The organism is Pseudoalteromonas sp. DSM 26666 (assembly GCF_900116475.1).
Classification (GTDB): domain Bacteria; phylum Pseudomonadota; class Gammaproteobacteria; order Enterobacterales; family Alteromonadaceae; genus Pseudoalteromonas; species Pseudoalteromonas tetraodonis.
Genome location: NZ_FPAR01000007.1, coordinates 13,200 through 36,749 on the forward strand (window position 1 = coordinate 13,200; position 23,550 = coordinate 36,749).

Sequence of the window (23,550 nt, forward strand, 5' to 3'; positions counted from 1 at the left end):
AATAATTACTCACTACCTTGGTTGAATAAAAACTGGCCTATTAATTCTTCTAGTACCAATGCTGACTTGGTATCTGTAATAGAATCGCCGTTAGCTAATGCTTTACTTTGAACACCAAATAAATCGTCAATGGCTTGATCTTGTTCGCTGTTCGCTACATCTTCGCCTAAGCATCGCTGTTTAGCTGAATCTGATGCGATAACGGGGTTAATCCCTAAATATTGTTCACCTAAAATACCCGAGGTTAAGATAGAGATGGAACTAGTGTCTGAAAAACGACATAAATACTGCGCATCAATACTCATATTTACTACTGGTAAAAACTCTTGTGGGTGTACATAAATTGACTCTACACGACCAATAACAACGCCGCCCACCTTAATGGGTGCACGCGTTTTTAATGATCCTATATTTTCAAACTTGGCGTTCAATGTGTAGGTTTCACCTGAGCCGCTAATACCCGAATTAGCCACTTTGAGCGCCAGCATTGAAAATGCCAAAATGCCCAATGCTACAAAAAAACCAACTAAAATTTCTAATTTCCGTGAATTCATTATTTAATACCCTATTAGCTGGTAAACATTACCGCTGTCAAAATAAAGTCAAAACCTAATACCGCTAGTGATGAGTGCACCACTGTCTCTGTTGTTGCCTTGCTGATCCCCTCTGATGTGGGAACACAGTCATACCCTTTGTAAAGCGCAATCCAGGTAACAACAATCGCAAATACGATACTTTTAATTAAACCGTTTAGTATGTCTTTTTCAAACGACACCTGAGATTGCATAATTGACCAGAAACTTCCCGTATCAACGCCTAGCCAATCAACCCCCACTAAATGAGCACCAATAATAGCTACAGCAGAAAAAATAAGTGCCAACATTGGCATACTAATCAAACCAGCCCAAAACCGCGGCGCTATAATTCGTCTAAGCGGGTCAATGGCCATCATCTCAAGCGACGATAACTGTTCGGTGGCTTTCATTAAGCCAATTTCAGCGGTTAACGCACTGCCTGCCCTACCGGCAAATAATAATGCGGTTACTACTGGCCCAAGTTCACGTAATAAACTAAGTGCCACTAAAGGGCCTAGGCTGTCTTCAGCGCCATAATCAACTAAAACAGTATAGCCTTGCAGGGCTAATACCATGCCGATAAACAATCCTGATACAACAATGATCAATAATGACTGTGAGCCAACCATATATAATTGGCGTACGAGTAAAGGTGTGCCTTTTTTAAAATTGGGTACATGCCATAACGCACTTGCCAGCATTTGGGTTGAACGCCCCAGTGCAGCAAATCGGCCCAGCGTTTTGTGGCCTATTTTTTGTAGTAAATCCAACATTACTGCTGCTCTCCTAACAGTTCATCTGCATAGGTTTGTGCTGGATAATGAAATGGCACTGGACCATCTGATAACCCTTTTAAAAACTGTTGAACAAGTGGTGATTCGTGCTCTCGCATCTGCTCTGGTGTACCACTGCCAATAACGCCTTGATCAGCAATAATAATAACGTGGTCGGCAATACTCATTACTTCAGTCACATCGTGCGTGACAATTAAAGAAGATAAGCCAAGTACTTCGTTTAAAGATTTGATCAGCTTAACTAAAACCCCCATTGAAATAGGGTCTTGTCCTGCAAAAGGCTCATCATACATAATAAGTTCAGGATCAAGCGCTATAGAGCGAGCCAAAGCTGCACGACGTGCCATACCGCCAGATAACTCTGAAGGCATTAAATCTTTAGCACCACGTAAGCCAACAGCTTGTAGTTTCATTAATACCACTAAACGGATTAAATCTTCACTGAGGTGCGTGTGCTCTCGAATGGGGAATGCAATGTTATCGAACACCGACATATCAGTAAATAAGGCACCGCTTTGAAATAACATACTCATGCGTTTACGTGCCGCGTAGAGTTCTTTGCGCGACATAGCGACAATGCTGTCGTTTTTAAATAAAATATCACCGGAGTCTGGTTTAAGCTGGCCACCTATTAGGCGTAGCATCGTGGTTTTGCCAATTCCGCTTGGCCCCATAATGGCAGTAATTTTACCCTCAGGTACGTCAAAGCTCATATTTTTATATATGACCCTATCGCCTCTAGAAAAGGTAACATCCTTGACTTCTACTATTGATTGCGACAAGTCGCTCTCCATAACAATACTCTCTCATATTTCTATTTTAAGGGTTTTTTAACCAATATGGAAAAAACAATTCGTAAGATTTTGTAATAGTGTCGCAAAAACAGTTATAAGATTGATTCAAGCAGCCTTAACTTTGGCTTAAAATTTCATATAAAAAGCGCCAAAGAATACTTAAAATAACCGCCTAATGTATTACACCTTATTCTTTTATTTATACTTTTATGGTGGCTTTTGTTACTATTCGCGCTATCTGAATTTACATTAATTGGCTTATCACAATGGTTACCTCGTTTGTCATTTTAATTCTTGGTTTTGCGGCTCTCGTATGGAGTGCAGACAGGTTTGTTTATGGTGCAGCAGCACTGGCTAAAAACTTTGGCGTGCCAACGCTAATTGTAGGTTTAACCGTGGTAGCTATGGGCTCTTCAGCGCCTGAAATGATGGTATCGGCTTCAGCAGCTTTGGCAAATAAAACCGATACTGCCGTGGGTAATGCAGTTGGTTCAAACATCACTAACATCTTATTAGTTTTAGGTATTACCGCCCTTTTAAGACCCTTATCAGTATCTTCAAGTACGTTAAAACGTGAAATTCCACTGGTACTGCTGGTCTCCATTGCAACTTGGTATATTTTTTCAGATAACTATTTTTCATTTTTTGAAGGTGCAGCCTTATTATTTGGCTTTGTTGTTTTTATTGGCGGACTTATTTTTGTCTCACTGCGAGCTAAAAACCAAGACGATCCGTTTGTGAGCGAAGCCTGTGACGAAGTACCTGACAACGTACCAACCAAAAAAGCTGTTTTTTGGCTGGTAGTGGGTATGATTTTACTGCCGGTTAGTTCACACTTTTTAGTTGGTTCAGCCGTTGATATCGCAAAATATTTTGGCTTAAGTGACTTAGTGATTGGTTTGACCATTATTGCTATAGGCACCAGCTTACCTGAACTTGCAGCTTCAATTGCAGGTGTACTTAAAAATGAAGATGACTTAGCGCTGGGTAACATAGTTGGTTCGAATATTTTTAATATTTTAGCGGTATTACCGCTGGCAGGATTAATTAATCCATCGGTTATCGATACTTCGGTAGCTAACCGTGATGTTATTATTATGATTGGCGCAACCTTGGCGCTAATTGCTATGTCATTGAACTTTAGAGGTCAAAGACGTATCAATAGAATAGAAGGTGGCTTGCTCATCGTCGCATTTATGATTTACCAAGGTTATATTTTTAGTCAAGTAGGATAGCCCATGGCAACGCTAAACTTTATTCAACAAGGGTTACGTGTTCTAGAGATTGAACGCCAAGCACTCAGCGATATTACACAATACGTTAATGAAAGCTTTAACCAAGCCTGTCAATTAATGTATGACTGCTCAGGTCGTATTATTGTTATTGGCATGGGTAAATCAGGCCATATTGGTAACAAAATAGCCGCCACTCTTGCCAGTACCGGCAGCCCCGCATTTTTTGTTCACCCGGGTGAAGCAAGCCATGGTGATTTAGGAATGATCACAGCAAATGACGTGGTTATCCTCATTTCAAACTCTGGTGAAACCAGCGAAGTACTTAATATTATTCCAGTATTAAAGCGCATTGGTGCCAAAATGATTGCCATGACAGGCAACCAAGGCTCAACCATGGCAACATTGGCAAATGTGCATGTGTGTATTAAAGTTGAACAAGAAGCCTGCTCATTGGGCTTAGCACCTACTGCAAGTACCACTGCCACACTCGCTATGGGTGATGCCATGGCGGTGGCATTATTAGAAGCACGCGGCTTTACTGCTGATGATTTTGCACTATCGCACCCTGGTGGTAGCTTAGGCAAGCGATTACTCTTAACTCTTAAAGATGTTATGCACAGTGGTGCTGATACGCCTATCATTAACGAGACGCAAACGATTAAAGATGCCTTAATTGAAATGTCGGCCAAAGGACTCGGCATGACCGCTATTGTTGATAGTGACCAGCAATTATCAGGCCTGTTTACCGATGGCGATTTACGCCGTATTTTAGAGCAACGTATTGACATTCATAGCACTGAAATTAATGTTGTGATGACCAAGTCGTGTACTACAGCCACCCAAGAGATGCTCGCGGCTGAAGCGTTAAATATTATGGAACAAAAACGTATTAATGGCTTAATTGTAATTAATGAGCATAATCAACCGATTGGCGCACTAAATATGCAAGACTTACTTAAAGCGGGAGTGCTATAAATGCAATTTGAAGATCTCTATCAACCGCTAAGTGATGATGCAAAGGCGCGCGCAAAAAAAGTAAAGCTATTAATTTGTGATATTGATGGTGTATTTTCTGATGGCCGTATTTACCTTGGAAACCAAGGTGAAGAACTCAAAGCATTTAACACCAAAGACGGATTTGGTATCAAAGCCCTAATTAACAGCGGTTTTGAAGTCGCCGTGATCACCGGGCGCCATTCTCATATAGTGCAGCAACGTATGAGCAGTTTAACCGTACAACATATATATCAAGGCCAAGAAGACAAACTCATAGCCTATCAAGAATTAAAACAAAAATTAGCGCTTAGCGATGAGCAAATTGCTTATATAGGTGATGATGGCCCAGACATGCCAGTAATGGAGCAAGTCGGTTTTGCGGTTGCCGTAAACGATGCTCATCCACTTATTAAACGTTTATCACATTATGTAACCCAACTGCCCGGCGGTTTTGGTGCGGTAAGAGAGCTGACAGACTTACTTATGCTCGAAAATAACAAGCCACTAACTAGCCAAGGAACGAGTTCATGAATGTAGCGCGCATTATACTGAGCGTTTTATTCATAAGCTGTATGGTTTGGCTCTGGTATCCTTATTTTACTAAGGTTGATATTACTGCAAGCGAAGAAACACAAGTTATTGCTAAGCCTGATTATACCGCTATTGAGCTAAAACAAACGGCTTATAATGAACAAGGTAAAGTGAGCCATAAGGTAACTGCGGTAAAAATGGAGTTGTATCAACAACTCGGTTTTACCTTTTTTGAAAAGCCTATATTCACTTTATACAACGAGCAGCAAACATGGCGTATTAACGCCGATGAAGCCACCCTCTACGACGACCGTCAACTGGTGTTAGAGGGTAATGTAACCGCTCAAAACTTAGTAGATAACGCCATGATCGATACGATCAACGCCCAGACCATCAATGTTGATATAAAACTATTAACCATGCAATCACAGCAGCCTGTCGTTATTACAGGACCTAATTTAAAAATCACAGGTAAAGGCCTTGAGGCCGATTTAAAAACCGAGGTGATTAAACTTATTAACCATACGCGAACCCTATATTATGACCAATAACCTATTTAAAATTTTAATTGTTCCCTCACTATTAATTGCTTTTAACAGTAATGGCGCTGAACCTGCTGAAGCCCCCGCTGCTAATCAAATTTCAATTAGTGCAGATAAGCAAGAAGGTCAATTAAAAGAAAACGTAGGCATTTTTGAGAAAAATGTTGAAATTATTCATGGTAATCGCCGTATCACAGCTGACCGTTTAGAAGTGCATAAACGCGATGACCTAGGCGATAACAAACAGTTATTAATTGCCACAGGCAGCCCTGCATATTTTGAAGAAACACAAGCTGATGGCACCATAATGAGCGCCAGTGCTAATGAAGTGCGTTACGATGTGTCGCTGCGTTTTTTAACCTTAATCGGCGATGCAAGCATTGCTCAAGCAGGTCAAAAAATAACAGCTAAAAGTATCACTTACGATATCGAGCAGCAGTTAATTAGCGCAGAAAAAGACGAAAACTCAACAGACCGTGTACACACTATTTTAGTCCCTGTTGAAAATAAAAAAGAAGATGATAAAGGTCAACCATGAGCACATTAAAAGCAGAGCTATTAGCTAAAAGCTACAAAGGTCGTGAAGTTGTAAAAAACGTTGGCCTAGAGGTTGAAGCTGGCAGTATTGTGGGGTTACTTGGCCCTAATGGTGCAGGTAAAACCACCACTTTTTATATGATTGTAGGCCTTGTGCCTAGCGATAAAGGCAAAATATCAATTGATGATAAAGATATTACTTTATTACCGATGCACAGCCGAGCGCGTTTAGGGATTGGTTATTTACCGCAAGAGTCGTCTATTTTTAGAAAGCTGACTGTTTATCAAAACTTAATGGCTATCTTAGAAACACGTAAAGAATTAAATAAACAACAACGCGAAGATACCTTAAATAATTTACTTGATGAATTTAGCATTCAGCATATCCGCGATAGTCAAGGTATGGCTTTATCAGGTGGTGAACGTCGCCGCGTTGAAATTGCTCGCGCGTTAGCAGCAAACCCTAAATTTATCCTTTTAGACGAACCCTTTGCGGGGGTTGATCCTATCTCAGTATTAGATATTAAAAAGATTATAGAGCATCTTAAAAACCGAGGAATTGGCGTACTTATCACAGATCACAACGTACGCGAAACTCTTGATGTTTGTGAAAAAGCCTACATAGTTTCTCATGGGGAGTTAATTGCATCAGGCACTCCAGAATATGTATTAAACGATAAAACAGTACGCGATGTTTATTTAGGCGAGCAGTTCAAGCTCTAATATGTGTGTTATTACACTAAGCATCTGCTAAGATTAATTATACTAATTTAAAAGGATTGTTAGAGATACATGAGGCAATCATTACAGCTGCGCATGGGCCAGCAACTTACAATGACTCCACAGTTGCAACAAGCAATTCGCTTATTGCAACTCAGTACATTGGATCTCCAGCAAGAAATTCAAGAAGCGCTCGATAGCAACCCCTTGCTTGAAGTTGAAGAACACGATTACAGCGAAGACACTGCAGGTAAAAACGAACAAAAAGCCGATAACGATGACTTAACGCTAAGTGCCTCAGCTGACGATAAACCTAGCGAGTATGAGCAAGATAGCGGCGAAGCAATGACCAAAGACACCATTAGCGATGATATGGCTATGGATGTTACTTGGGATGAATATATGAGCGCTGCGCCTGCCTCTTCATCGGGCCCAATGCCAGAAGATGAATCTATTTATCAAGGCTCTTCGACTGAAACGCTGCATGAGTATTTAATGTGGCAACTTCAACTGACGCCGTTTAGTCCTACCGATGAAGCGATAGCTATTGCAATTGTAGAAGCTGTGGACGATTCAGGGATTCTAACCCTTAGCTGTGAAGAAATATTAGAAAGCTTTAACCAAGAAAACGACGGCGAAGATGAAGTTGAACTTGACGAAATAGAAGCGGTACTAAAGCGTATTCAACTATTTGATCCAGTGGGAATAGCCGCGCGTAGTTTACAAGAGTGCTTGTGTATTCAGCTAAATCAATTTGATAAAGACACACCTTTTTTAAACGAAACAAAAATGATCTTAACCGATCATATTGATTTACTTGCTGCACGTGACTATCGCACGTTAATGAAAAAAACAAAGCTTAAAGAAGATGAGCTTAAAGAAATCATGACGTTGATTCATACGCTCAGCCCAAAACCGGCAGACACTATTGTTAGAGAAGAGTCTGAATACGTTATTCCTGATGTGTCGGTTAAGAAAGTTAAAGGTCGTTGGGTAGTTGAATTAAACCCAGATAGCATGCCTAAGATCAGAGTAAATAGCCAATATGCAGCTATGTCGCGTACGGTTAAATCAAGTGGTGATAGCCAGTTTATTCGCTCGCACTTACAAGAGGCTAAATGGTTTATAAAAAGCTTAGAAAGTAGGAATGACACGCTACTTAAAGTAACCAACTGTATTGTGCAGCAGCAACAGGCCTTTTTTGAACACGGTCCTGAGGCTATGAAGCCTATGGTGCTTAACGATGTGGCTGAAATGGTGGAAATGCATGAGTCGACTATATCGCGTGTTACTACGCAAAAATACATGCATACACCACGTGGCATTTTTGAGCTTAAATATTTCTTTTCAAGCCATGTAAGTACTGAAAATGGTGGCGAATGTTCATCAACAGCAATACGTGCATTAATTAAAAAATTAATCGCTGCAGAAAACTCAGCTAAACCATTGAGTGATAGTAAAATTGCAGATATATTGGCAGAGCAAGGAATTAAAGTAGCGAGGAGAACCATTGCAAAATATCGCGAATCTCTAGCTATTCCCCCGTCTAATCAACGTAAAAGTTTGATTTAAGGCGTACAACAAAGAGGAAAATGTTTATGCAACTGAATTTAACTGGTCGCCATGTAGATATTACCGACTCGCTTAGAGACTACGTAAATAGTAAATTTTCGAAGTTACAGAGGCACACTGATCACATAACGAATGTGCACGTTATTCTCGATGTAGAAAAACTAAACCAAAAAGCTGAAGCAACCGTTCATGTTAGTGGCGCTGAGATTTTTGCCTCTACTGAGCATCAAGATATGTATGCCGCTATAGACTCGCTCATTGACAAGCTAGATCGTCAAGTAATTAAACACAAAGAGAAACTTGCTCGACACTAACACTATGAAACTAAGCTCACTTATCTGTCAGGACTGCAGTAAAGCTGCGGTCCTTTTTAATAGTAAAAAAAGAATTTTAGAATTTATCAGTGAATTGGCTCACAATAAGCTGCCCTATTTAACACAACAAGATATTCTTAATGCATTAACTGCAAGAGAAAAGCTTGGAAGTACAGGCATTGGCCGAGGCATTGCTATTCCACATGGTCGCATGAGTGGAGCTCAAGAGCCCCTTGCTTTGATTTTAGTGAGCGAAACAGCTATTAATTTTGATGCGATTGATAACCGGCCGGTTGACATTTTTGTCGCGTTAATTGTTCCCGATGGCGATAATCAGCAGCATTTGAAGACGCTAGCCACGATTGCTGATAAGCTCAATGATAAAGAATTTTGTAAACAGTTACGCGCCGCCAAATCGGATAGCGAACTGTATCAGGTTATCGTCAGTCAATCGTAGTAATAAAGAAAGGTGATAAATGGAATTAATAATTATAAGCGGTCGTTCAGGCTCAGGTAAATCTGTGGCGTTACGCGTTGTGGAAGACTTAGGTTATTATTGTGTAGACAATATTCCTCTTAATTTATTACCATCATTAGTGCGCAGTGTTTCCGACAGTTATAATAAAATTGCCGTGAGTGTTGATGTACGTAACCTACCTAAAGAGCAACAGCAGTTTAATGAAATCATTGAATATTTACCTGGTTTTACTAAACCAACGGTATTTTATTTAGACAGTGACGATCAAACATTAATAAAACGTTTTTCAGAAACGCGACGTCTCCACCCTTTATCTATTGATTCTTTGCCGCTTGATTTAGCCATAAAAAAAGAAAAACAACTACTTGATGTATTGATTAACCGTGCTGATTATATGATTGATACCACGGATTTAAGTGTGCATCAGCTTGCTGAGTCTATTCGTGAAAAAATACTCGGAAAAAAAGATAAACAACTGATCATTACCTTTGAGTCATTTGGTTTTAAACACGGCATCCCTAAAGAAGCAGATTACGTATTCGATGCCCGATTTTTACCAAACCCGCATTGGGAGCCTGAACTTAAGCCACTTACAGGGCTGGACCAACCAGTAAAAGACTACCTAGCAAGTCACAGTATAGTGCAAAAATTTACATGGCAAATTCAAACATTTGTGCAAACATGGCTGCCGCATTTAGAACGAAATAACCGCAGCTACTTAACCATTGCAATTGGCTGTACCGGTGGGCAACACCGCTCTGTTTATTTAGCGCAAACCATTGGCGAAAGCTTTGCAATGAGCCATCCTAATGTAAAAATTCGCCACCGAGAACAAGAATAATACCGAGTGAGAACATGCAATGCGCTTAGAAAATACATTTTTAATAAAAAACAAATTAGGATTACACGCTAGAGCGGCGACAGTATTAGCTCAGCTTTCTGTGCAATTTGATGCCACAATCACTTTATTTCAAGATGACAAACAAGCCGCTGGCGATAGCGTGCTGGCACTTATGTTACTCGAAAGCAGCCAAGGCAAAGAAGTTAAGGTGGTATGCGAAGGCCCCGACGCTGAGCCTGCACTTAGCGCAATAGGTGAGCTCATCGACCAACGATTTAATGAGCAAGAATAAAAAAGTTCATTATTAACTCATCATCCTAAGCTTAGGTTAATAGTGGTTGAGGTAGTTTGCTCACATAAAGTAAGATAAACTAAAATTGAATAGCATTTATACCCTTCCAGCATGTAATACAATTTAATTAAGGACGCCAATGCCTGAAGCTTTAGAACAAGATATTCCACTACAACAACTAAAACAGGTGACTAAGTCACTAAATAGTGGTCAATTTGTTCAAGTTAGACGCATGCTGGCAAAAACGGCGCCTTGTGATACCGCACTTCTTTTAGAATCATCCCCGCATAAAATTCGCCGTATGCTCTGGCAGCTTGTTGATCCTGATGTACAAGGTGATGTGCTTGAAGAGCTGTCTGAAGATGTACGTTTGGGCATTATTGCGCAAATGGCACCCGAGCACATTGCTGCCGCAACCGAAGACATGGGCCATGATGACTTAGGGGAAGTACTACGTAGCCTACCTGACACCGTTTATAAAGATGTTGTTAGCGCTATGGATATTCAAGATAGAGAACGTGCAACGCAGGCTTTATCGTATCAAGAGCGCTCTGCTGGCGCATTGATGAATATAGATACCGTTACTATTCGCCCCGATGTGACTCTAGATGTGGTACTGCGTTATATTCGCTTACGCGGCGAATTACCTGAGGGTACAGATGACTTATATGTGGTTGATGAAAATAACTGCTTTTTAGGCGCCCTATCGCTGAGTACTTTATTAACTAATCCCCCTGAAAAAATTGTTCATGAGTTAATGGATGAAGACTGTGAGTCTATTCCTATTTCAATGGATGAGAGCGAAGTTGCACAATTGTTTGAGCGTCATAACTGGATATCGGCACCGGTTGTTGATGACAACGCACACTTGCTTGGGCGGATCACCATTGATGATATCGTTGATGTTATACGTGAAGACGCTGAGCACAGTTTACTGGGTTTAGCGGGTTTAGATGATGAAGAAGATACCTTTGCACCTGTGTTGAAAAGCTCTAAAAAGCGCTCAATTTGGCTGGGTGTAAACTTACTAACTGCATTGCTGGCTGCAATTGTAGCGAGCTTTTTTGAAAACACCTTAGCTATATTACCAATTCTTGCTGTGCTCAATGGCATTGTCCCGTCAATGGGTGGGGTTGCAGGCAGCCAAACCTTGACTTTGGTTATTCGCGGTATCGCGGTGGGCCATATCAACCAAACTAACCAACGTTTTTTATTATTAAAAGAACTCGCTATCGGCGCGATTAACGGTATGGTTTGGTCTATCCTAATTGCCGGTGTCGTTGCGCTTTGGCAATGGGATTTCAAACTCGGTGGTGTTTTAGCGTTTGCTATGTTTATGAATTTAGTTGCAGCAGGTATTGCGGGTGCTAGTATCCCACTATTGCTTAAAAAAATGAAAATAGATCCAGCACTTGCAGGCAGTGTGGTACTAACCACGGTAACTGATATTGTTGGTATATTTGCCTTCTTAGGTACTGCGACTTGGTTATTGATTTAATCTTTTTATAAACGTTTTTAAACAAAAACACCGCATCAATACGCGGTGTTTTTGTTTAAGCCGATAGTTAATTTACATAAGTTAAGGCTACTTAGCGCGCTGGCGATTACCACCTACCTTAGGTTTAGTGTTGGCTTTTTTAAACTGGCTAAAGCCAGTATGACGAGTAAGCGCAGGACGACCGCCCTTGTTACCTTTTCCGCCTTTGGTTTGTCTTTCATCTCGTCCTTCTTCAGGGACTAAACAGTTAGGTCCTTTACCAATAAGCTTGGCTTTGCCCATGTTACGCAGGGCTTCGCGGATCATTGGCCAACCGGCAGGATCGTGATAGCGTAAAATCGCTTTATGCAAACGACGTTGGCGCGCTCCCTTAGGCACAGGTACTTGCTCCGTATTATTTTTAATATTACGTAGCGAGTTCATTTCTGTGTGGTAAATGGTGGTTGCGTTGGCCATCGGTGATGGATAAAAATTTTGTACCTGATCAAGCTTAAAATCATTCGATTTCAACCATAAAGCCATGTTTACCATGTCTTCATCTTTAGTCCCCGGGTGAGCAGAAATAAAGTATGGAATTAAATACTGCTTTTTACCCGCTTCTTTTGAGTACTTATCAAATAACGCTTTAAATTCATCATAGGCGCCCATACCTGGTTTCATCATTTTTGATAATGGGCCATCTTCTGTGTGTTCAGGTGCTATTTTTAAATATCCACCAACATGATGGGTTACTAGCTCTTTAACGTAACGAGGATCACGTACTGCAAGGTCATAACGCACGCCCGAAGCAATTAAGATCTTTTTGATCCCTTTAACCTCACGCGCCTTTTTATATAAGTCGATAGTGGGTGTGTGATCGGTATCCATATGCTTACAAATATCAGGATACACACACGACAAGCGACGGCACGTACTCTCTGCTTTTTTACTGGTACAACGCAGTTTGTACATATTTGCAGTTGGCCCACCTAAATCAGAGATAACCCCAGTAAAGCCCGGCACTTTATCTCTAATTTGTTCAATTTCTTCGATAATCGATTCTTGAGAACGGCTTTGTATTATGCGCCCCTCATGCTCGGTAATAGAACAAAACGAACAGCCGCCAAAACAGCCGCGCATAATATTTACCGACGTTTTAATCATATCGTAAGCAGGGATTTTATCATCGCCATAACTTGGATGTGGTATACGCTGGTAAGGTAAACCAAACACGTCATCCATTTCCTGAGTTTCAAGCGGATAAGCCGGCGGATTCACCCAAATAGAACGATCGCCATGACGCTGAAATAACGCCCTTGCACAACCTGGGTTGGTTTCTTGATGTAAAATACGTGATGCATGGGCATACAAAGGCTTATTAACGCTAACCTGCTCAAATGCCGGCAGTTTAACGTAAGTTTTTTCCCACGGCTTAGGACGAGCAGGCTGGATGGTAATTGGTTTTGCAGCTTCTGCTTGTAAATCGATGCCGGCTTGCTTAAATTCTGATTTAGCACAGCCCACATCATCCGCGCCATAAGGATTAGGAATAGGGTCTATTTTACCAATTTTATCAATGGCTGTTGAGTCACTGCCACGCCAACCAGGTAAAGGCTCTTTACGAATAACTGCCGTGCCTCTAACATCCTGTATGGTATCGATGGTTTCACCGGCAGCGATACGATGCGCTACTTCAACTAACGGGCGTTCGGCATTACCATAAATTAAAATATCGCCTTTAGCGTCAAATAATACGCTACGACGTACTTTTTCTTGCCAGTAATCATAATGAGCAATACGGCGCAGACTGGCTTCAATGCCCCCTAACACTAATGGCACATCTTTGTAGGCTTCACGACAGCGTTGTGAATAAATGATCACTGCGCGATCTGGGCGTTTACCGCCGACATTTCCTGGTGTGTATGCGTCATCATGGCGCATTCGTTTTTCAGCGGTGTAACGATTGATCATCGAGTCCATATTACCGGCTGTAATACCAAAAAATAAGTTAGGCTTACCCAATGCCATAAACGCATCTTTAGAGTTCCAATCTGGTTGAGCAATAATACCCACTCTAAAACCTTGCGCTTCTAGCACTCGGCCAATTACGGCCATCCCAAAACTAGGATGGTCTACATAAGCATCACCGCTAATAATAATAATATCGCAGCTATCCCAGCCAAGCGCGTCCATTTCTTCGCGTGTTGTTGGTAAAAATGGAGCTGTGCCATAACACTCAGCCCAATACTTGGGGTATGAGAATAAGGCGCGTTCAGCTTTTAATGTGCTCATAAAATTGGCCGTTCAATAACAAAAGGCGCGAATTATACCCTATCGACATCCCCGTTGATATAGCACAAAATGAAAGCGCTGATTAAAAATTGTTTACCTTTATGGCATTACTAAAACTAATAAATCATCTAAACTTATTACGGCTAATGTCTGCTTTTGGAATAATACAAGGTAGATAAAATAGATCAAAAGCAACCGCGACTTCGTTAAACTATTAAATAATTAATAATTGATAGACGCTGTAAATTAAAATAGATGAGGAATACCTATTAAACTACTTAAAAAAATAATGCAGTTTTCAATCATTTTACTCCTGGTTTTTGTTGTCGTTGGATTATTGTTACCACAAAATTATCATGTGCAAAAAAGTATAAAGATTAACGCACGCGCTCCCGTAATAAAGTCATTAGTTGAGGACTTTACCCAGTGGTATAAATGGTCGCCGTGGCAACAAATAGACCCTAATATTAAGTTTAATATTGGAGAACCGAGCTCTGGCGCAGGAGCCTACCAATCTTGGGAAGGTAAATGGGGCAAAGGCGAAATGACAATATCGTCATTAAGCGATAATGAAGTTGTATTTAGTGTGTTATTTAATCAAGAGCATATTATCACTAGCAAATTGCTATTTAGCCCGCACACAAAAACCGTCACGTGGCATATAGAAGGGCAAGCAACGATGCCGCTTATTTCTGGGTACGTTGCTATATTTGCTGAAAATATATTAGGTAATATAGTGACCCTAGGGCTAAATAACTTAAAAACGGTCGCTCAACTCAGTGATGCACAAGCAATAATGGAAAGCCATGACAGTCAAAACCGCACAAGCCAGGATTAAACTTGCCAATATTATTGAGTCACTGCTAGGTTACTCGGTCACAAAAGTGAGTAATATGCCTGCCATTGATGAAAAAACCTATAATCCTCAAGGTAAAGCCAAATCGCTTTATAGTATTAATAGCGAGCATTCAATTTTAGCGCGTGCTCAAAAACGACAAGACTTACTACTGATTAAACAGCAACAAAATATTGAGACTATTTTAGCCTTAGCAATGGAGTTTTGTCCTGATGTTGCTTGCGCCAAACAGCCCGATGCTGATTGGGTAGAGCACTTTATAGCCTTATGTGAAGATACCTCAAATCAATCTATGCAAGTGTTGTGGGCAAAAATTTTTACTGGCGAAACCATTAGCCCAGGTACTTTTTCTATTAAAAGTTTACAAACACTCAAGCACATGACCCAGCGCGAAGCCGATTCATTAAGAAAGTGCGTGTCTATTTCTGGGTATAACGAAAAGGATAGCAGCCACCTAATATTCTTGGGGTATTACAAAAAACCCTCGTTATTTGATTTACTAGGTAAAGGTAATAAAGTGTCATTAAGCATAGGTAAAAGCGGCGTGAGCTTTCCAGACGTACTAACTTTAATGGATTTAAACTTGCTGTATCGTAAAGAAATAGAGTCAGCGGCATTAAAAGTAGGACAAGAGTTCACCCTATCCTTTTTATCACAAAAACTAACCTTAAAAGCAAAAAGTAACGATTTGGTGCTTAGCTATTATAAGTTTACTCAAACAGGTGATGAACTATTTAGATTAATGAACTACCCGATTAACAAGGTGTACAAACAGTTAATTGGTTCAGCATTTGAAGGGGAGTTTGAATTAGTTTGGCATTCTTTAAAATAGCAAACAGAGATGACTAAAGCGTGTGTTAGCTTTTAAAAATAAGAGCCACACAAGGTGGCTCAAAATAATACTTTAATTAAAAGTGAACCTGAATACCGGCAAACGGCCCCGATGCATCAATATCAGTATTAATATCATCGACATCATCAAGTTCTAAAACCATAGAGCGGTAGCCCGCTTTAACCGCAACATCAACCGCTAGGTTATCAATAAACTCCCAAGCAATACCCATTTGGTAATCTTGTACTTTACTGTCATCAATGGCTAAAAAGCTGCCTTCAGCAAAAACACTTAAACCACTAAATGGTAAACCCGCTTCAAAACGTCCATATACTAACGGCACAACACCAGAGAACTCTTCGATTTCAGTAAAGTTAGCGCCACCTTGTTGTGATGTACCTGTTACAACAAGCTCACCATCAAACTGCTTAGCATTAAGACCTAAATCAATTGAGATTAAATCGTTATCAAAAATCTCGTAGTAAAGAATATAATCAATGTGCGATAAGTCAGTCACTGAATTAACATCAGTGCCAACAATATAATCAGTACCGTTAAAACTAAATGTGTCTTCAAGCACTGTTGAGCCGTTTAATTCAAGCTCAGTGTATTTTAACTTTAAGTTTGGCACTAATGGCACTGGGTGCTCAAGCGCAGCGTAATAACTTACAAAAGTTTCATCTTCAAAGTTGAAGTTTTGCAGGGCGTTATTGTTATCAGAAAAGCTACCGTCATTATCTGCTTTCCAACCATCAACCCCTACATATAAACCCAATACAGTGTCGGCTTGTGCTACAGGGGCTAAACATGCCATTGATAAGGCTGCTGCTATACAATACTTTTTCATTTTTTATCCTTGCGCTAATAATTCGCTAAGTTCAATTAGTGCCGCATTGGCTCTAGAAATATAATTTGCCATAACAAGTGAATGGTTGGCGACATAACCAAATCCATTACCGTTTAAAATCATTGGGCTCCATACCGTTTCTTGGGTTGCTTCAAGCTCGCGAATAATTTGTTGCAAGCTGACACGGGCGTTCTTTTTATCAAGCACATCGGCAAAATCATATTCAACCGCCTGTAAAAAGTGCAGTAAAGCCCAAGTGGCCCCACGTGACTCATAAAATACATCATCAATTTCCCACCATGATGTTTTTATTTGTTGTTGTAAAGGCGTATAGGTGGCCTGTGTATTTGAAGAGTTACCGGCGAGGTCAGTGTTAACCTTATCTTGACCCACGCTTGCACTTAAACGCTGACTTAAGCTGCCTAAACGCTTTTCAGCTTCTTTTAACCAACTGCGTAGGTTATCTGCACGAGAGTAAAATTGGCTATCGCGCTCATGCTGATTGGCTATTTGAGAACGATATACCATTAAATAATCAATTCCTTTTTGGTATTCACCCTCAGCACTTGGCCATGCCCATGCTTCAGAGCTGATGTTAAATTGTGGCTGAGCTTTTTTGAGCGCTTCGTGTTCAGTTGATTGCGATTGTGAGCGGCTAAAATCTTTTCGCATAGACAACGCTAAATCACGCACCATTTCCAGCGCACCATACTCCCAGGCCGGCATATTGTCCATTATTACGCTCGGTGGTAGCACATCATTTGATAAGTAACCGCCTGATTTAGTTAAAAGCGTATCAGCTACAGTGATGAGTGTTGAAGTTGTTACATAACCTGTGACTAGTTTTTCACTGCGTTGCTGCGCTTGTTGCTTAGCATTTTGCACAACATCAAAACGTGAAGGCTCTATACTCCAGTACACTGCAATGGCGTAAAACACGACAAATAACAGTACCAGTGCCGTTATTATTTTTCCTTTATGCTGTGACATTTATCCTCCTAATGATGACTATGATCTTTCGATGCTTTTACCGGCTCTGCTTGTGAGGCTAACGAAACGACTTTTGCATTGGTAAATACTCGGTTCCCGTCTTCAAAATATAGCGTGAGTTTACGTTCTTGACCTACTTTTAACGGTTCTTGTGGTTCAAACACCATTAAATGATAGCTGCCTGGCTTAAAATCGAGTTGTTGGTGAGCTTTAATAAGCAATGATTCGACTTTTTGCATTTTCATCATACCGTCAGCGTGAACGTGCTCATGAATTTCAACACGCCCTAGGCCATCAATTGTCGCTTTAGTCAAGGTTGCTGGTACATTGCTGTGGTTTTTAATACTAAAGTAAGCCACACTGGCTTTGGTTGCCGGCAAAAACTCTCTTACTTGCGCATGTGTTACTTGTAGCTGCGCAACAACACTATCGTGTTCATGTCCTTCGTGCGCCATTAACGAAGACGAAAAAACACCCACCATTAATGCACTTGCTATCGAAATACATTGTTTAATCATCAGTAAAATCCTTGTTAAAACAAAAAAATATAGTTCAAATTTATCATAATTCCCCTATGTTAGGCAGCTAATTTAAGCTCAAGAGACGACTTTTTTGTTATCTGCGATTAACCAACACAGCCCTGCTACAAACAATAACGGCCAAGCAATCATCAATGATCCGAATAAAAAAGCTAAAATAGTACCAGCCAGTGCCACCATCGCCGCGCCAACTAACCCCATCGTCACTAAAGCAACAATCGCAATAACAACGATAATAGCAACTAATGCACCAATGAGCTCTATACCTGTCCAGCTAATATCTGAGATCCATAGCGGAAACTGCCACACATCAAAGTGAATAATTGAACCGCTATTAATTAAAAACAACGCAACAATAACTAGGCACACGGCGAATGTTTTCATGCTACTCTCCTTACACTGCTTTTTCTTCAAGGCAACAGTGAGCAATTAAATAACCTAGCGCCACTGCAAACGGAAAACTTAAAAATAATAAAACAGTCACTAAGCGAGTAGACCATACCGGAAAGTCTAGTCGGTAAGCTAACCCACTACAGACGCCTGATATTTTTTTGTTAAGCGTATTTTTGTACCAACGACGGTGTGTATTAAAACTATTCATAACAATCTCCTTAAGCTGTTTGTTTATTAGCAGTATTTAAACTTGCTTTTAAACTAGCCAGTTCTGCATCAATTTTTTCATTTTTAACCAGTGACTCAATTTGCATAGCTGTATTGCTCGCAGTATCTGTGAGCTCATACGCTTCAACTTGCGACTCTACACTTTCAACGCGGCGCTCTATTTGCTCAAATCGTGATAAGGCAAAAGCCACTTTATCGCTTTGTAGTTGCGTATTTATTTTTGCCCTTGCTTCAACTACGTTTTCACGCTTTGTAAGTTGTGCTTGTTTTGCTTTTGCCTGCATCATTTTTTGTTGTAAGCGCTCGCAGTCTTCTGTGATTTTTACAATTGATTGCTGCAATGTTTCAAGCTGCGTTTGCAAGCACCCTATGCTTTGTTCAACTGTGTGTTTTTCGGCTAATACTGATTTAGCTAAATCGTCACGATTTTTTGCCACAGCATGCTCAGCTTTTAATTGCCAATTTGCGAGCGCTTGCTGTTTGTTACTTATTTGACGTTTAATGCTCTTTTCTTCACATAAAAGTGCAGCTGCCGTACTACGACACTCATTAAGCGCTTCTTGCATTTCAGTAAGCATCAAATTGAGTAACTTTTCTGAGTCTTCTGCTTTATCAAGCATAGCTACGATATTTGCTTGAATGACGTCGTTTACGCGGTTAAATATGCCCATGTTATTCTCCTGATGATTTTTATTTATACATCAACAGGATTCCAAGAGTTATGCCAACAACTTAAAATGGTTTTATTTTCATTAAATATCATGTGGTTAAGTTATTTTAAGTAGGTAAATTAATGACTCACCACTGAATGAAATTAAGTCGAATTGGCTAATAAATTAAACTTTTGACCAAAATTTGGGATCAAAAAAAGCCACCTGAGGTGGCTTTTTTCTATAAAGAGGATCTGTTATTCGGGTACGTAACTTAGTGCTTTATCCATAACACTCAAATCAGCTTGCTTGCCATGGCCATTTTCAGATAAATGGCGTCTAAAACCACGCGCACCGGGTTGTCCCTGAAAAATACCTAACATATGGCGAGCAACATGCCAAAAGTTAGCGCCTAAACGCATCTCTTCTTCAATGTAATCATACATAGAGCGCACAACATCATGACGTGTCTGAGTATTAGCAGCGTCACCATATATTTTTTCATCCACTTCATTTAGCATAAATGGATTGCTGTAAGCCTCTCGCCCAACCATCACTCCATCTATGTACTGTAAATGCTCAAGGCTTTGCTCAATGGTTTTAACACCGCCATTAATACTTAAATCAAGTTGTGGATAATCTTTTTTAAGCTGGTAAACGCGGGGGTAGTTAAGCTCAGGAACTTCGCGATTTTCTTTTGGACTCAATCCTTTTAGCCATGCCTTACGGGCATGAATAATAAAATCATCACAGCCTACTTTATGCGATGCTTCAATAAGCGCACATAAAAATTCATAGGAATCTTGCTCATCAATACCAATGCGCGTTTTTACCGTAACAGGAATACTGACTTCACTTTTCATTGCAGCAACACACTCTGCCACAAGCTCGGGCTCTGCCATTAAACAGGCACCAAAACGCCCATTTTGCACACGATCAGACGGACAACCTACGTTAAGGTTTATTTCATCATAACCGCGCTCACCTGCAAGCTTGGCACACTGTGCTAGCGCTTGCGGATCTGAGCCCCCCAGCTGCAGCGCTACTGGGCCTTCATGTTGATTAAAGTGCAAATAGTCACCACGGCCAAACAAAATAGCACCTGTGGTGATCATTTCAGTGTAGAGCACGGTGTGCTTTGTCATTTTACGATGAAACGTACGACAATGGCGATCAGTCCAATCGAGCATGGGGGCAACAGAAAAGCGTCGATTTAAAGTACGTTTATCCAAAATGTAGTCCTCAAAAATTTATAATTTAAGCACAGCTTAAAAGGCGCTGCATTTTACACAAAAGCCCCATGCGCAGCAATATTAAGCAAACACCTGCAAGCCAAAGTATTGTGCGATACCGTTTAAAATATTCGTTACTGCGACTGAGCTTAAAATTAACCCCATAATTCGACTAATAATACTTGCCCCACTATCACCTATTATTTTATGTACATGCGTAGCAAGTAATAACAAAATAAGTACCACCACTAAAACGGCCAGCATCATTGATGAGGTAATCATTTGTTCAACCCAGGTATATTCTTCATTACGCGTCATTAATACAGCACCTAACATAGCGCCTGGGCTTGCAATTGAGGGTATAGCCAGCGGAAAAATAGCGGTTTCAGTGCTATCGCGAACACTTTTAATTTCAGCTTCGGGTTTACTTTCACCAAACGTCATGGAGAGTGCAAAAATTAATAAGATCAACCCACCGGCTATTTGAAATGCCGATAGTGGAATCTCAATCACATTGAGTAATTGCTCACCGGCAACCACAAAAAACAACAGTACTAAAGCAGATACACCCACTGCTTTAAAAATCACTTTACGCTTAAACTTGTCGTCATCACCCCGAGTTACGGCGATAAAAACCGGAATTGTGCCGATTGGATCGATAACTGCAAAAAAGAAAATAAATATGGCTAATAGTTCATGCATTAATGAATACCTTTTCACAAAAGCGGTTAATAAAACGCTGCAACTACAATACAGTATGTTAGTATATCACGGCAAAGTAAGGATGAGAGAAGATGAATATAGAATCACTCGTAAGTAAAGCAAAACAAGTATGCGACAACCGTGGTGCGCGATTCACACCTATTCGCGAAAAGGTATTTCGTTTATTAGCAAGCGCTCAAGGTGGTGTGGGTGCATACGATTTGCTAGAGCAATTAAAAGTCACTGAAACAGGCGCAAAACCTGCGACAATTTATCGTGCTTTAGACTTTTTAGCAGAACTCGGTTTTATTCATAAAATTGAAAGCACTAACGCATTCATGTTGTGTCATCACTTTGATCATATTCATCCTGTTCAATTACTAATTTGCGATACATGTGGGTTTGTTAAAGAGCTGCATTCAACAGTAATTTCACATGAGCTCAATAACTTAGCAGCCGAAAGTGGCTTTGTAGTTTCTGGGCAAACCATAGAAGCACACGGTAAATGTGACGCTTGTCGAGCATAGCTGAGCGACTATAGCTATACTTTACGTATACCCTCTATCAGTACCAATTTAAGGATATATAATATGAATGTAGAGTTCATTAATCCCTTTTTATCTTCTTTGATGAATGTATTGAGCACCATGGCTCAAACTCAGTTAAAACCAGGTAAACCTCGCATTAAAACCGATGAAGTAGCCTGTGGTGATGTATCGGGATTAATTGGTATGGTCGGCCCCCAAACTCGCGGTTCATTTTCAATAACCTTCGACGAAAGTTTAGCGCTAACTATAATGGAACGTATGTTAGGTGAGCGACCTGACAGCGTAAATGAAGAAGTCACTGACATGGTCGGCGAAATAACCAATATGGTCACCGGTGGTGCTAAAAACCTATTAGGTGAAAAAGGCTATGACTTTGCCATGGCAACCCCCATTGTTGTGTCTGGTAAAAACCATACTATTACGCATAAAAGTGACGGCAAAAAAATTATTATGCCATTTACCAGTGATGCAGGTAATGCAAACATTGAAGTGAGCTTCGATAAGCTATGAGCTGGTCGCAAACCACGATTACATTAAAGCCTCGCTCGCGGGGCTTTCACTTAATTGATAACGACATACTGACTAAACTCCCACAGCTGAGCCAACTAAAAATAGGTTTATTACACTTATTTATTCAACACACCTCTGCCAGCTTAACCATTAATGAAAATGCCGATCCGACCGTGCGTATGGATATGGAAAGCCACTTCAATCAGTTTGTACCTGAGCGCCAGCCTTATTATCGTCATGACTATGAGGGCGATGATGATATGCCTGCTCATATTAAAACCAGCACTTTAGGTTGCGAGTTAACGATACCTATTAATGATGGTCAATTAGCGCTGGGGACTTGGCAAGGAATATACTTAGGCGAACATCGCGACCATGGCGGGGCTAGGCGTATTATTGCCACTTTGCAAGGCGAAACGTTTTAGAGCTAGGTTTTAGGTTTTATACCAATTCGCTTAATTAAGCGGTCTATTTTGAGGCAGGAAAAACAGGTTGATAGCTAGGCAAAAAATTCGCTATTTAGTTGTTCTAAATGAGAATTTTTTAACACAGATAGCGACACGTTTAGCCCCGCAAAATGATTGAGTATTATTGCGGATTGGTATTACAACACAGATCGTTCGCACCCATTGAGCACTTCAAATCTAATAAAAATTATATAAATTAAATTTATAATGATTAACGTGTGGATTATTGTTTGCTATTTAAAAATGAATATCTGGAAAGTAAATAAGATTGGAGCGGTACACGAGGCTCGAACTCGTGACCTCGACCTTGGCAAGGTCGCGCTCTACCAACTGAGCTAGTACCGCATTATATGAAGATTCTAGGTCCTAGGTTCTGTCAAAATTAAACCTTGTTCCTTTCGCCTTTCATCTTGAATCTTTATTTCTACTACAATTTCTTTTGGTGAGAAATTGGAGCGGCACACGAGGCTCGAACTCGTGACCTCGACCTTGGCAAGGTCGCGCTCTACCAACTGAGCTAGTGCCGCATTCAAAATAGTCAGTAATTTGTCCGTTGGTGCGCGACAGGGCGCGTCCTACATTCTGGCAACTGAGCTAGTGCCGCATTATATCAATTTTAACTTTTCATCTTGAACTACAATTTCTTTGGTGAGAAATTGGAGCGGCACACGAGGCTCGAACTCGTGACCTCGACCTTGGCAAGGTCGCGCTCTACCAACTGAGCTAGTGCCGCATTCAAAATAGTCAGTAATTCGTCCGTTGGTGC

At 40.5% G+C, this 23,550-nt stretch carries 29 protein-coding genes and 3 tRNA genes; 17 read left to right on the forward strand and 15 right to left on the reverse strand.

Going from position 1 to position 23,550, the window contains the following annotated elements; genetic code table 11:
* Window positions 1-5: 5 nt before the first annotated feature.
* Genes mlaD through BM380_RS13430 form a run of 3 tightly spaced genes read right to left on the reverse strand, consistent with a single transcriptional unit; the run spans window position 6 to window position 2,163 of the window.
* Window positions 6-554, reverse strand: coding sequence for an outer membrane lipid asymmetry maintenance protein MlaD (mlaD, locus tag BM380_RS13420; RefSeq protein ID WP_013463990.1), 549 nt, complete (start codon window positions 552-554; stop codon window positions 6-8).
* A 14-nt stretch (window positions 555-568) separates the two neighbouring features.
* Window positions 569-1,348, reverse strand: coding sequence for a lipid asymmetry maintenance ABC transporter permease subunit MlaE (mlaE, locus tag BM380_RS13425; protein ID WP_013463989.1), 780 nt, complete (start codon window positions 1,346-1,348; stop codon window positions 569-571).
* A complete protein-coding gene (locus BM380_RS13430) occupies window positions 1,348-2,163 on the reverse strand; it encodes an ATP-binding cassette domain-containing protein (protein ID WP_090494817.1) in 816 nt (271 codons plus the stop codon). Before BM380_RS13430 ends, mlaE begins: the two co-directional genes overlap by 1 nt.
* Before the next feature lie 266 nt (window positions 2,164-2,429).
* Between BM380_RS13430 and BM380_RS13435 the strand changes: the two genes are divergently transcribed.
* From BM380_RS13435 to mgtE, 12 genes are all read left to right on the forward strand, one after another.
* Window positions 2,430-3,398: a calcium/sodium antiporter gene (locus tag BM380_RS13435; RefSeq protein WP_024601341.1), complete on the forward strand. Its 969-nt coding sequence runs from the start codon at window positions 2,430-2,432 to the stop codon at window positions 3,396-3,398.
* 3 nt (window positions 3,399-3,401) lie between these two features.
* Window positions 3,402-4,373, forward strand: coding sequence for a KpsF/GutQ family sugar-phosphate isomerase (locus BM380_RS13440; RefSeq protein WP_016900276.1), 972 nt, complete (start codon window positions 3,402-3,404; stop codon window positions 4,371-4,373).
* Complete coding sequence (kdsC, locus tag BM380_RS13445) at window positions 4,374-4,925, forward strand: 3-deoxy-manno-octulosonate-8-phosphatase KdsC (protein ID WP_013463985.1); 552 nt, start codon at window positions 4,374-4,376, stop codon at window positions 4,923-4,925. It abuts the gene before it with no gap.
* Window positions 4,922-5,476 (forward strand): LPS export ABC transporter periplasmic protein LptC, encoded by a 555-nt coding sequence (gene lptC, locus BM380_RS13450; protein WP_013463984.1) that lies wholly within the window; start codon window positions 4,922-4,924, stop codon window positions 5,474-5,476. Before kdsC ends, lptC begins: the two co-directional genes overlap by 4 nt.
* Entirely contained in the window at window positions 5,466-6,005 is a 540-nt protein-coding gene (gene lptA, locus BM380_RS13455; protein WP_016900279.1) for a lipopolysaccharide transport periplasmic protein LptA, read from the forward strand. The genes lptC and lptA overlap by 11 nt, the downstream gene beginning before the upstream one ends.
* On the forward strand, window positions 6,002-6,727 hold the full coding sequence (lptB, locus tag BM380_RS13460; protein ID WP_013463982.1) for an LPS export ABC transporter ATP-binding protein: 726 nt from the start codon (window positions 6,002-6,004) through the stop codon (window positions 6,725-6,727). The genes lptA and lptB overlap by 4 nt, the downstream gene beginning before the upstream one ends.
* Before the next feature lie 69 nt (window positions 6,728-6,796).
* Complete coding sequence (locus BM380_RS13465) at window positions 6,797-8,296, forward strand: RNA polymerase factor sigma-54 (protein WP_024601344.1); 1,500 nt, start codon at window positions 6,797-6,799, stop codon at window positions 8,294-8,296.
* A gap of 26 nt (window positions 8,297-8,322) precedes the next feature.
* Window positions 8,323-8,610 carry a ribosome hibernation promoting factor gene (gene hpf, locus BM380_RS13470; protein ID WP_010390562.1) on the forward strand — a complete coding sequence of 96 codons (288 nt, stop codon included), beginning with the start codon at window positions 8,323-8,325 and terminating at the stop codon, window positions 8,608-8,610.
* Window positions 8,611-8,614: 4 nt separating this feature from the next.
* Window positions 8,615-9,067: a PTS IIA-like nitrogen regulatory protein PtsN gene (gene ptsN, locus BM380_RS13475; RefSeq protein ID WP_013463980.1), complete on the forward strand. Its 453-nt coding sequence runs from the start codon at window positions 8,615-8,617 to the stop codon at window positions 9,065-9,067.
* A 19-nt stretch (window positions 9,068-9,086) separates the two neighbouring features.
* Window positions 9,087-9,929, forward strand: a complete 843-nt coding sequence (rapZ, locus tag BM380_RS13480; protein WP_010390558.1) for an RNase adapter RapZ — start codon at window positions 9,087-9,089, stop codon at window positions 9,927-9,929.
* 19 nt (window positions 9,930-9,948) lie between these two features.
* A complete protein-coding gene (locus BM380_RS13485; protein WP_013463979.1) occupies window positions 9,949-10,221 on the forward strand; it encodes an HPr family phosphocarrier protein in 273 nt (90 codons plus the stop codon).
* 139 nt (window positions 10,222-10,360) lie between these two features.
* Entirely contained in the window at window positions 10,361-11,719 is a 1,359-nt protein-coding gene (gene mgtE / locus BM380_RS13490) for a magnesium transporter (RefSeq protein ID WP_013463978.1), read from the forward strand.
* 87 nt (window positions 11,720-11,806) lie between these two features.
* On the opposite strand, the gene BM380_RS13495 is transcribed toward mgtE, so the two are convergent.
* On the reverse strand, window positions 11,807-13,990 hold the full coding sequence (locus tag BM380_RS13495; protein ID WP_024601348.1) for a YgiQ family radical SAM protein: 2,184 nt from the start codon (window positions 13,988-13,990) through the stop codon (window positions 11,807-11,809).
* Window positions 13,991-14,279: 289 nt separating this feature from the next.
* On the opposite strand from BM380_RS13495, the gene BM380_RS13500 reads away from it, so the two are divergent.
* Both BM380_RS13500 and BM380_RS13505 read left to right on the forward strand, forming a co-directional pair.
* Complete coding sequence (locus BM380_RS13500) at window positions 14,280-14,828, forward strand: SRPBCC family protein (RefSeq protein ID WP_028834533.1); 549 nt, start codon at window positions 14,280-14,282, stop codon at window positions 14,826-14,828.
* On the forward strand, window positions 14,797-15,678 hold the full coding sequence (locus BM380_RS13505; RefSeq protein WP_090494819.1) for a TIGR03899 family protein: 882 nt from the start codon (window positions 14,797-14,799) through the stop codon (window positions 15,676-15,678). Before BM380_RS13500 ends, BM380_RS13505 begins: the two co-directional genes overlap by 32 nt.
* Window positions 15,679-15,754: 76 nt before the next feature.
* Here BM380_RS13505 and BM380_RS13510 read toward each other — a convergent pair whose 3' ends face one another.
* The 8 genes from BM380_RS13510 to BM380_RS13545 all read right to left on the reverse strand — a co-directional run bounded on the left by BM380_RS13510 (window position 15,755) and on the right by BM380_RS13545 (window position 21,259).
* Window positions 15,755-16,525, reverse strand: a complete 771-nt coding sequence (locus BM380_RS13510) for a TIGR04219 family outer membrane beta-barrel protein (protein ID WP_013463974.1) — start codon at window positions 16,523-16,525, stop codon at window positions 15,755-15,757.
* 3 nt (window positions 16,526-16,528) lie between these two features.
* Window positions 16,529-17,515 (reverse strand): DUF2333 family protein, encoded by a 987-nt coding sequence (locus BM380_RS13515; protein ID WP_013463973.1) that lies wholly within the window; start codon window positions 17,513-17,515, stop codon window positions 16,529-16,531.
* 8 nt (window positions 17,516-17,523) lie between these two features.
* The gene (locus BM380_RS13520; RefSeq protein ID WP_024601351.1) at window positions 17,524-18,033 is read right to left on the reverse strand and encodes a copper chaperone PCu(A)C; all 510 of its coding nucleotides are present in this window, start codon (window positions 18,031-18,033) and stop codon (window positions 17,524-17,526) included.
* A 78-nt stretch (window positions 18,034-18,111) separates the two neighbouring features.
* Window positions 18,112-18,438: a hypothetical protein gene (locus tag BM380_RS13525; RefSeq protein WP_016900286.1), complete on the reverse strand. Its 327-nt coding sequence runs from the start codon at window positions 18,436-18,438 to the stop codon at window positions 18,112-18,114.
* Window positions 18,439-18,448: 10 nt separating this feature from the next.
* Complete coding sequence (locus BM380_RS13530) at window positions 18,449-18,655, reverse strand: PspC domain-containing protein (RefSeq protein WP_013463970.1); 207 nt, start codon at window positions 18,653-18,655, stop codon at window positions 18,449-18,451.
* 10 nt (window positions 18,656-18,665) lie between these two features.
* Window positions 18,666-19,346, reverse strand: a complete 681-nt coding sequence (locus tag BM380_RS13535) for a PspA/IM30 family protein (RefSeq protein WP_090494820.1) — start codon at window positions 19,344-19,346, stop codon at window positions 18,666-18,668.
* A gap of 236 nt (window positions 19,347-19,582) precedes the next feature.
* Window positions 19,583-20,515: a tRNA dihydrouridine(20/20a) synthase DusA gene (dusA, locus tag BM380_RS13540; RefSeq protein ID WP_013463968.1), complete on the reverse strand. Its 933-nt coding sequence runs from the start codon at window positions 20,513-20,515 to the stop codon at window positions 19,583-19,585.
* A gap of 123 nt (window positions 20,516-20,638) precedes the next feature.
* Window positions 20,639-21,259, reverse strand: coding sequence for a MarC family protein (locus BM380_RS13545; protein WP_008115498.1), 621 nt, complete (start codon window positions 21,257-21,259; stop codon window positions 20,639-20,641).
* Window positions 21,260-21,351: 92 nt separating this feature from the next.
* Here BM380_RS13545 and BM380_RS13550 point away from each other — a divergent pair, with 92 nt between their 5' ends.
* The 3 genes from BM380_RS13550 (at window position 21,352) to BM380_RS13560 (ending at window position 22,742) form a co-directional block, all read left to right on the forward strand.
* The gene (locus BM380_RS13550) at window positions 21,352-21,786 is read left to right on the forward strand and encodes a transcriptional repressor (RefSeq protein ID WP_013463967.1); all 435 of its coding nucleotides are present in this window, start codon (window positions 21,352-21,354) and stop codon (window positions 21,784-21,786) included.
* A 63-nt stretch (window positions 21,787-21,849) separates the two neighbouring features.
* The gene (locus tag BM380_RS13555; protein ID WP_013463966.1) at window positions 21,850-22,317 is read left to right on the forward strand and encodes a chemotaxis protein CheX; all 468 of its coding nucleotides are present in this window, start codon (window positions 21,850-21,852) and stop codon (window positions 22,315-22,317) included.
* Entirely contained in the window at window positions 22,314-22,742 is a 429-nt protein-coding gene (locus BM380_RS13560; RefSeq protein ID WP_024601659.1) for a secondary thiamine-phosphate synthase enzyme YjbQ, read from the forward strand. Before BM380_RS13555 ends, BM380_RS13560 begins: the two co-directional genes overlap by 4 nt.
* Window positions 22,743-23,053: 311 nt before the next feature.
* Here the strand turns inward: BM380_RS13560 and BM380_RS13565 are convergent.
* From BM380_RS13565 to BM380_RS13575, 3 genes are all read right to left on the reverse strand, one after another.
* Window positions 23,054-23,129: transfer RNA gene (locus BM380_RS13565), tRNA-Gly, on the reverse strand.
* 106 nt (window positions 23,130-23,235) lie between these two features.
* Window positions 23,236-23,311, reverse strand: a tRNA-Gly gene (locus BM380_RS13570).
* A gap of 130 nt (window positions 23,312-23,441) precedes the next feature.
* A tRNA-Gly gene (locus BM380_RS13575) sits at window positions 23,442-23,517 on the reverse strand.
* Window positions 23,518-23,550 lie beyond the last annotated feature (33 nt).

Bases quoted from the DNA above. Each gene is read 5' to 3' on its own strand.
- mlaD (WP_013463990.1), bottom strand. From the start codon at position 554: ATGAATTCACGGAAATTAGAAATTTTAGTTGGTTTTTTTGTAGCATTG.
- mlaE (WP_013463989.1), bottom strand. From the start codon at position 1,348: ATGTTGGATTTACTACAAAAAATAGGCCACAAAACGCTGGGCCGATTT.
- BM380_RS13430 (WP_090494817.1), bottom strand. From the start codon at position 2,163: ATGGAGAGCGACTTGTCGCAATCAATAGTAGAAGTCAAGGATGTTACC.
- BM380_RS13435 (WP_024601341.1), top strand. From the start codon at position 2,430: ATGGTTACCTCGTTTGTCATTTTAATTCTTGGTTTTGCGGCTCTCGTA.
- BM380_RS13440 (WP_016900276.1), top strand. From the start codon at position 3,402: ATGGCAACGCTAAACTTTATTCAACAAGGGTTACGTGTTCTAGAGATT.
- kdsC (WP_013463985.1), top strand. From the start codon at position 4,374: ATGCAATTTGAAGATCTCTATCAACCGCTAAGTGATGATGCAAAGGCG.
- lptC (WP_013463984.1), top strand. From the start codon at position 4,922: ATGAATGTAGCGCGCATTATACTGAGCGTTTTATTCATAAGCTGTATG.
- lptA (WP_016900279.1), top strand. From the start codon at position 5,466: ATGACCAATAACCTATTTAAAATTTTAATTGTTCCCTCACTATTAATT.
- lptB (WP_013463982.1), top strand. From the start codon at position 6,002: ATGAGCACATTAAAAGCAGAGCTATTAGCTAAAAGCTACAAAGGTCGT.
- BM380_RS13465 (WP_024601344.1), top strand. From the start codon at position 6,797: ATGAGGCAATCATTACAGCTGCGCATGGGCCAGCAACTTACAATGACT.
- hpf (WP_010390562.1), top strand. From the start codon at position 8,323: ATGCAACTGAATTTAACTGGTCGCCATGTAGATATTACCGACTCGCTT.
- ptsN (WP_013463980.1), top strand. From the start codon at position 8,615: ATGAAACTAAGCTCACTTATCTGTCAGGACTGCAGTAAAGCTGCGGTC.
- rapZ (WP_010390558.1), top strand. From the start codon at position 9,087: ATGGAATTAATAATTATAAGCGGTCGTTCAGGCTCAGGTAAATCTGTG.
- BM380_RS13485 (WP_013463979.1), top strand. From the start codon at position 9,949: ATGCGCTTAGAAAATACATTTTTAATAAAAAACAAATTAGGATTACAC.
- mgtE (WP_013463978.1), top strand. From the start codon at position 10,361: ATGCCTGAAGCTTTAGAACAAGATATTCCACTACAACAACTAAAACAG.
- BM380_RS13495 (WP_024601348.1), bottom strand. From the start codon at position 13,990: ATGAGCACATTAAAAGCTGAACGCGCCTTATTCTCATACCCCAAGTAT.
- BM380_RS13500 (WP_028834533.1), top strand. From the start codon at position 14,280: ATGCAGTTTTCAATCATTTTACTCCTGGTTTTTGTTGTCGTTGGATTA.
- BM380_RS13505 (WP_090494819.1), top strand. From the start codon at position 14,797: ATGACAGTCAAAACCGCACAAGCCAGGATTAAACTTGCCAATATTATT.
- BM380_RS13510 (WP_013463974.1), bottom strand. From the start codon at position 16,525: ATGAAAAAGTATTGTATAGCAGCAGCCTTATCAATGGCATGTTTAGCC.
- BM380_RS13515 (WP_013463973.1), bottom strand. From the start codon at position 17,515: ATGTCACAGCATAAAGGAAAAATAATAACGGCACTGGTACTGTTATTT.
- BM380_RS13520 (WP_024601351.1), bottom strand. From the start codon at position 18,033: ATGATTAAACAATGTATTTCGATAGCAAGTGCATTAATGGTGGGTGTT.
- BM380_RS13525 (WP_016900286.1), bottom strand. From the start codon at position 18,438: ATGAAAACATTCGCCGTGTGCCTAGTTATTGTTGCGTTGTTTTTAATT.
- BM380_RS13530 (WP_013463970.1), bottom strand. From the start codon at position 18,655: ATGAATAGTTTTAATACACACCGTCGTTGGTACAAAAATACGCTTAAC.
- BM380_RS13535 (WP_090494820.1), bottom strand. From the start codon at position 19,346: ATGGGCATATTTAACCGCGTAAACGACGTCATTCAAGCAAATATCGTA.
- dusA (WP_013463968.1), bottom strand. From the start codon at position 20,515: ATGCTCGATTGGACTGATCGCCATTGTCGTACGTTTCATCGTAAAATG.
- BM380_RS13545 (WP_008115498.1), bottom strand. From the start codon at position 21,259: ATGCATGAACTATTAGCCATATTTATTTTCTTTTTTGCAGTTATCGAT.
- BM380_RS13550 (WP_013463967.1), top strand. From the start codon at position 21,352: ATGAATATAGAATCACTCGTAAGTAAAGCAAAACAAGTATGCGACAAC.
- BM380_RS13555 (WP_013463966.1), top strand. From the start codon at position 21,850: ATGAATGTAGAGTTCATTAATCCCTTTTTATCTTCTTTGATGAATGTA.
- BM380_RS13560 (WP_024601659.1), top strand. From the start codon at position 22,314: ATGAGCTGGTCGCAAACCACGATTACATTAAAGCCTCGCTCGCGGGGC.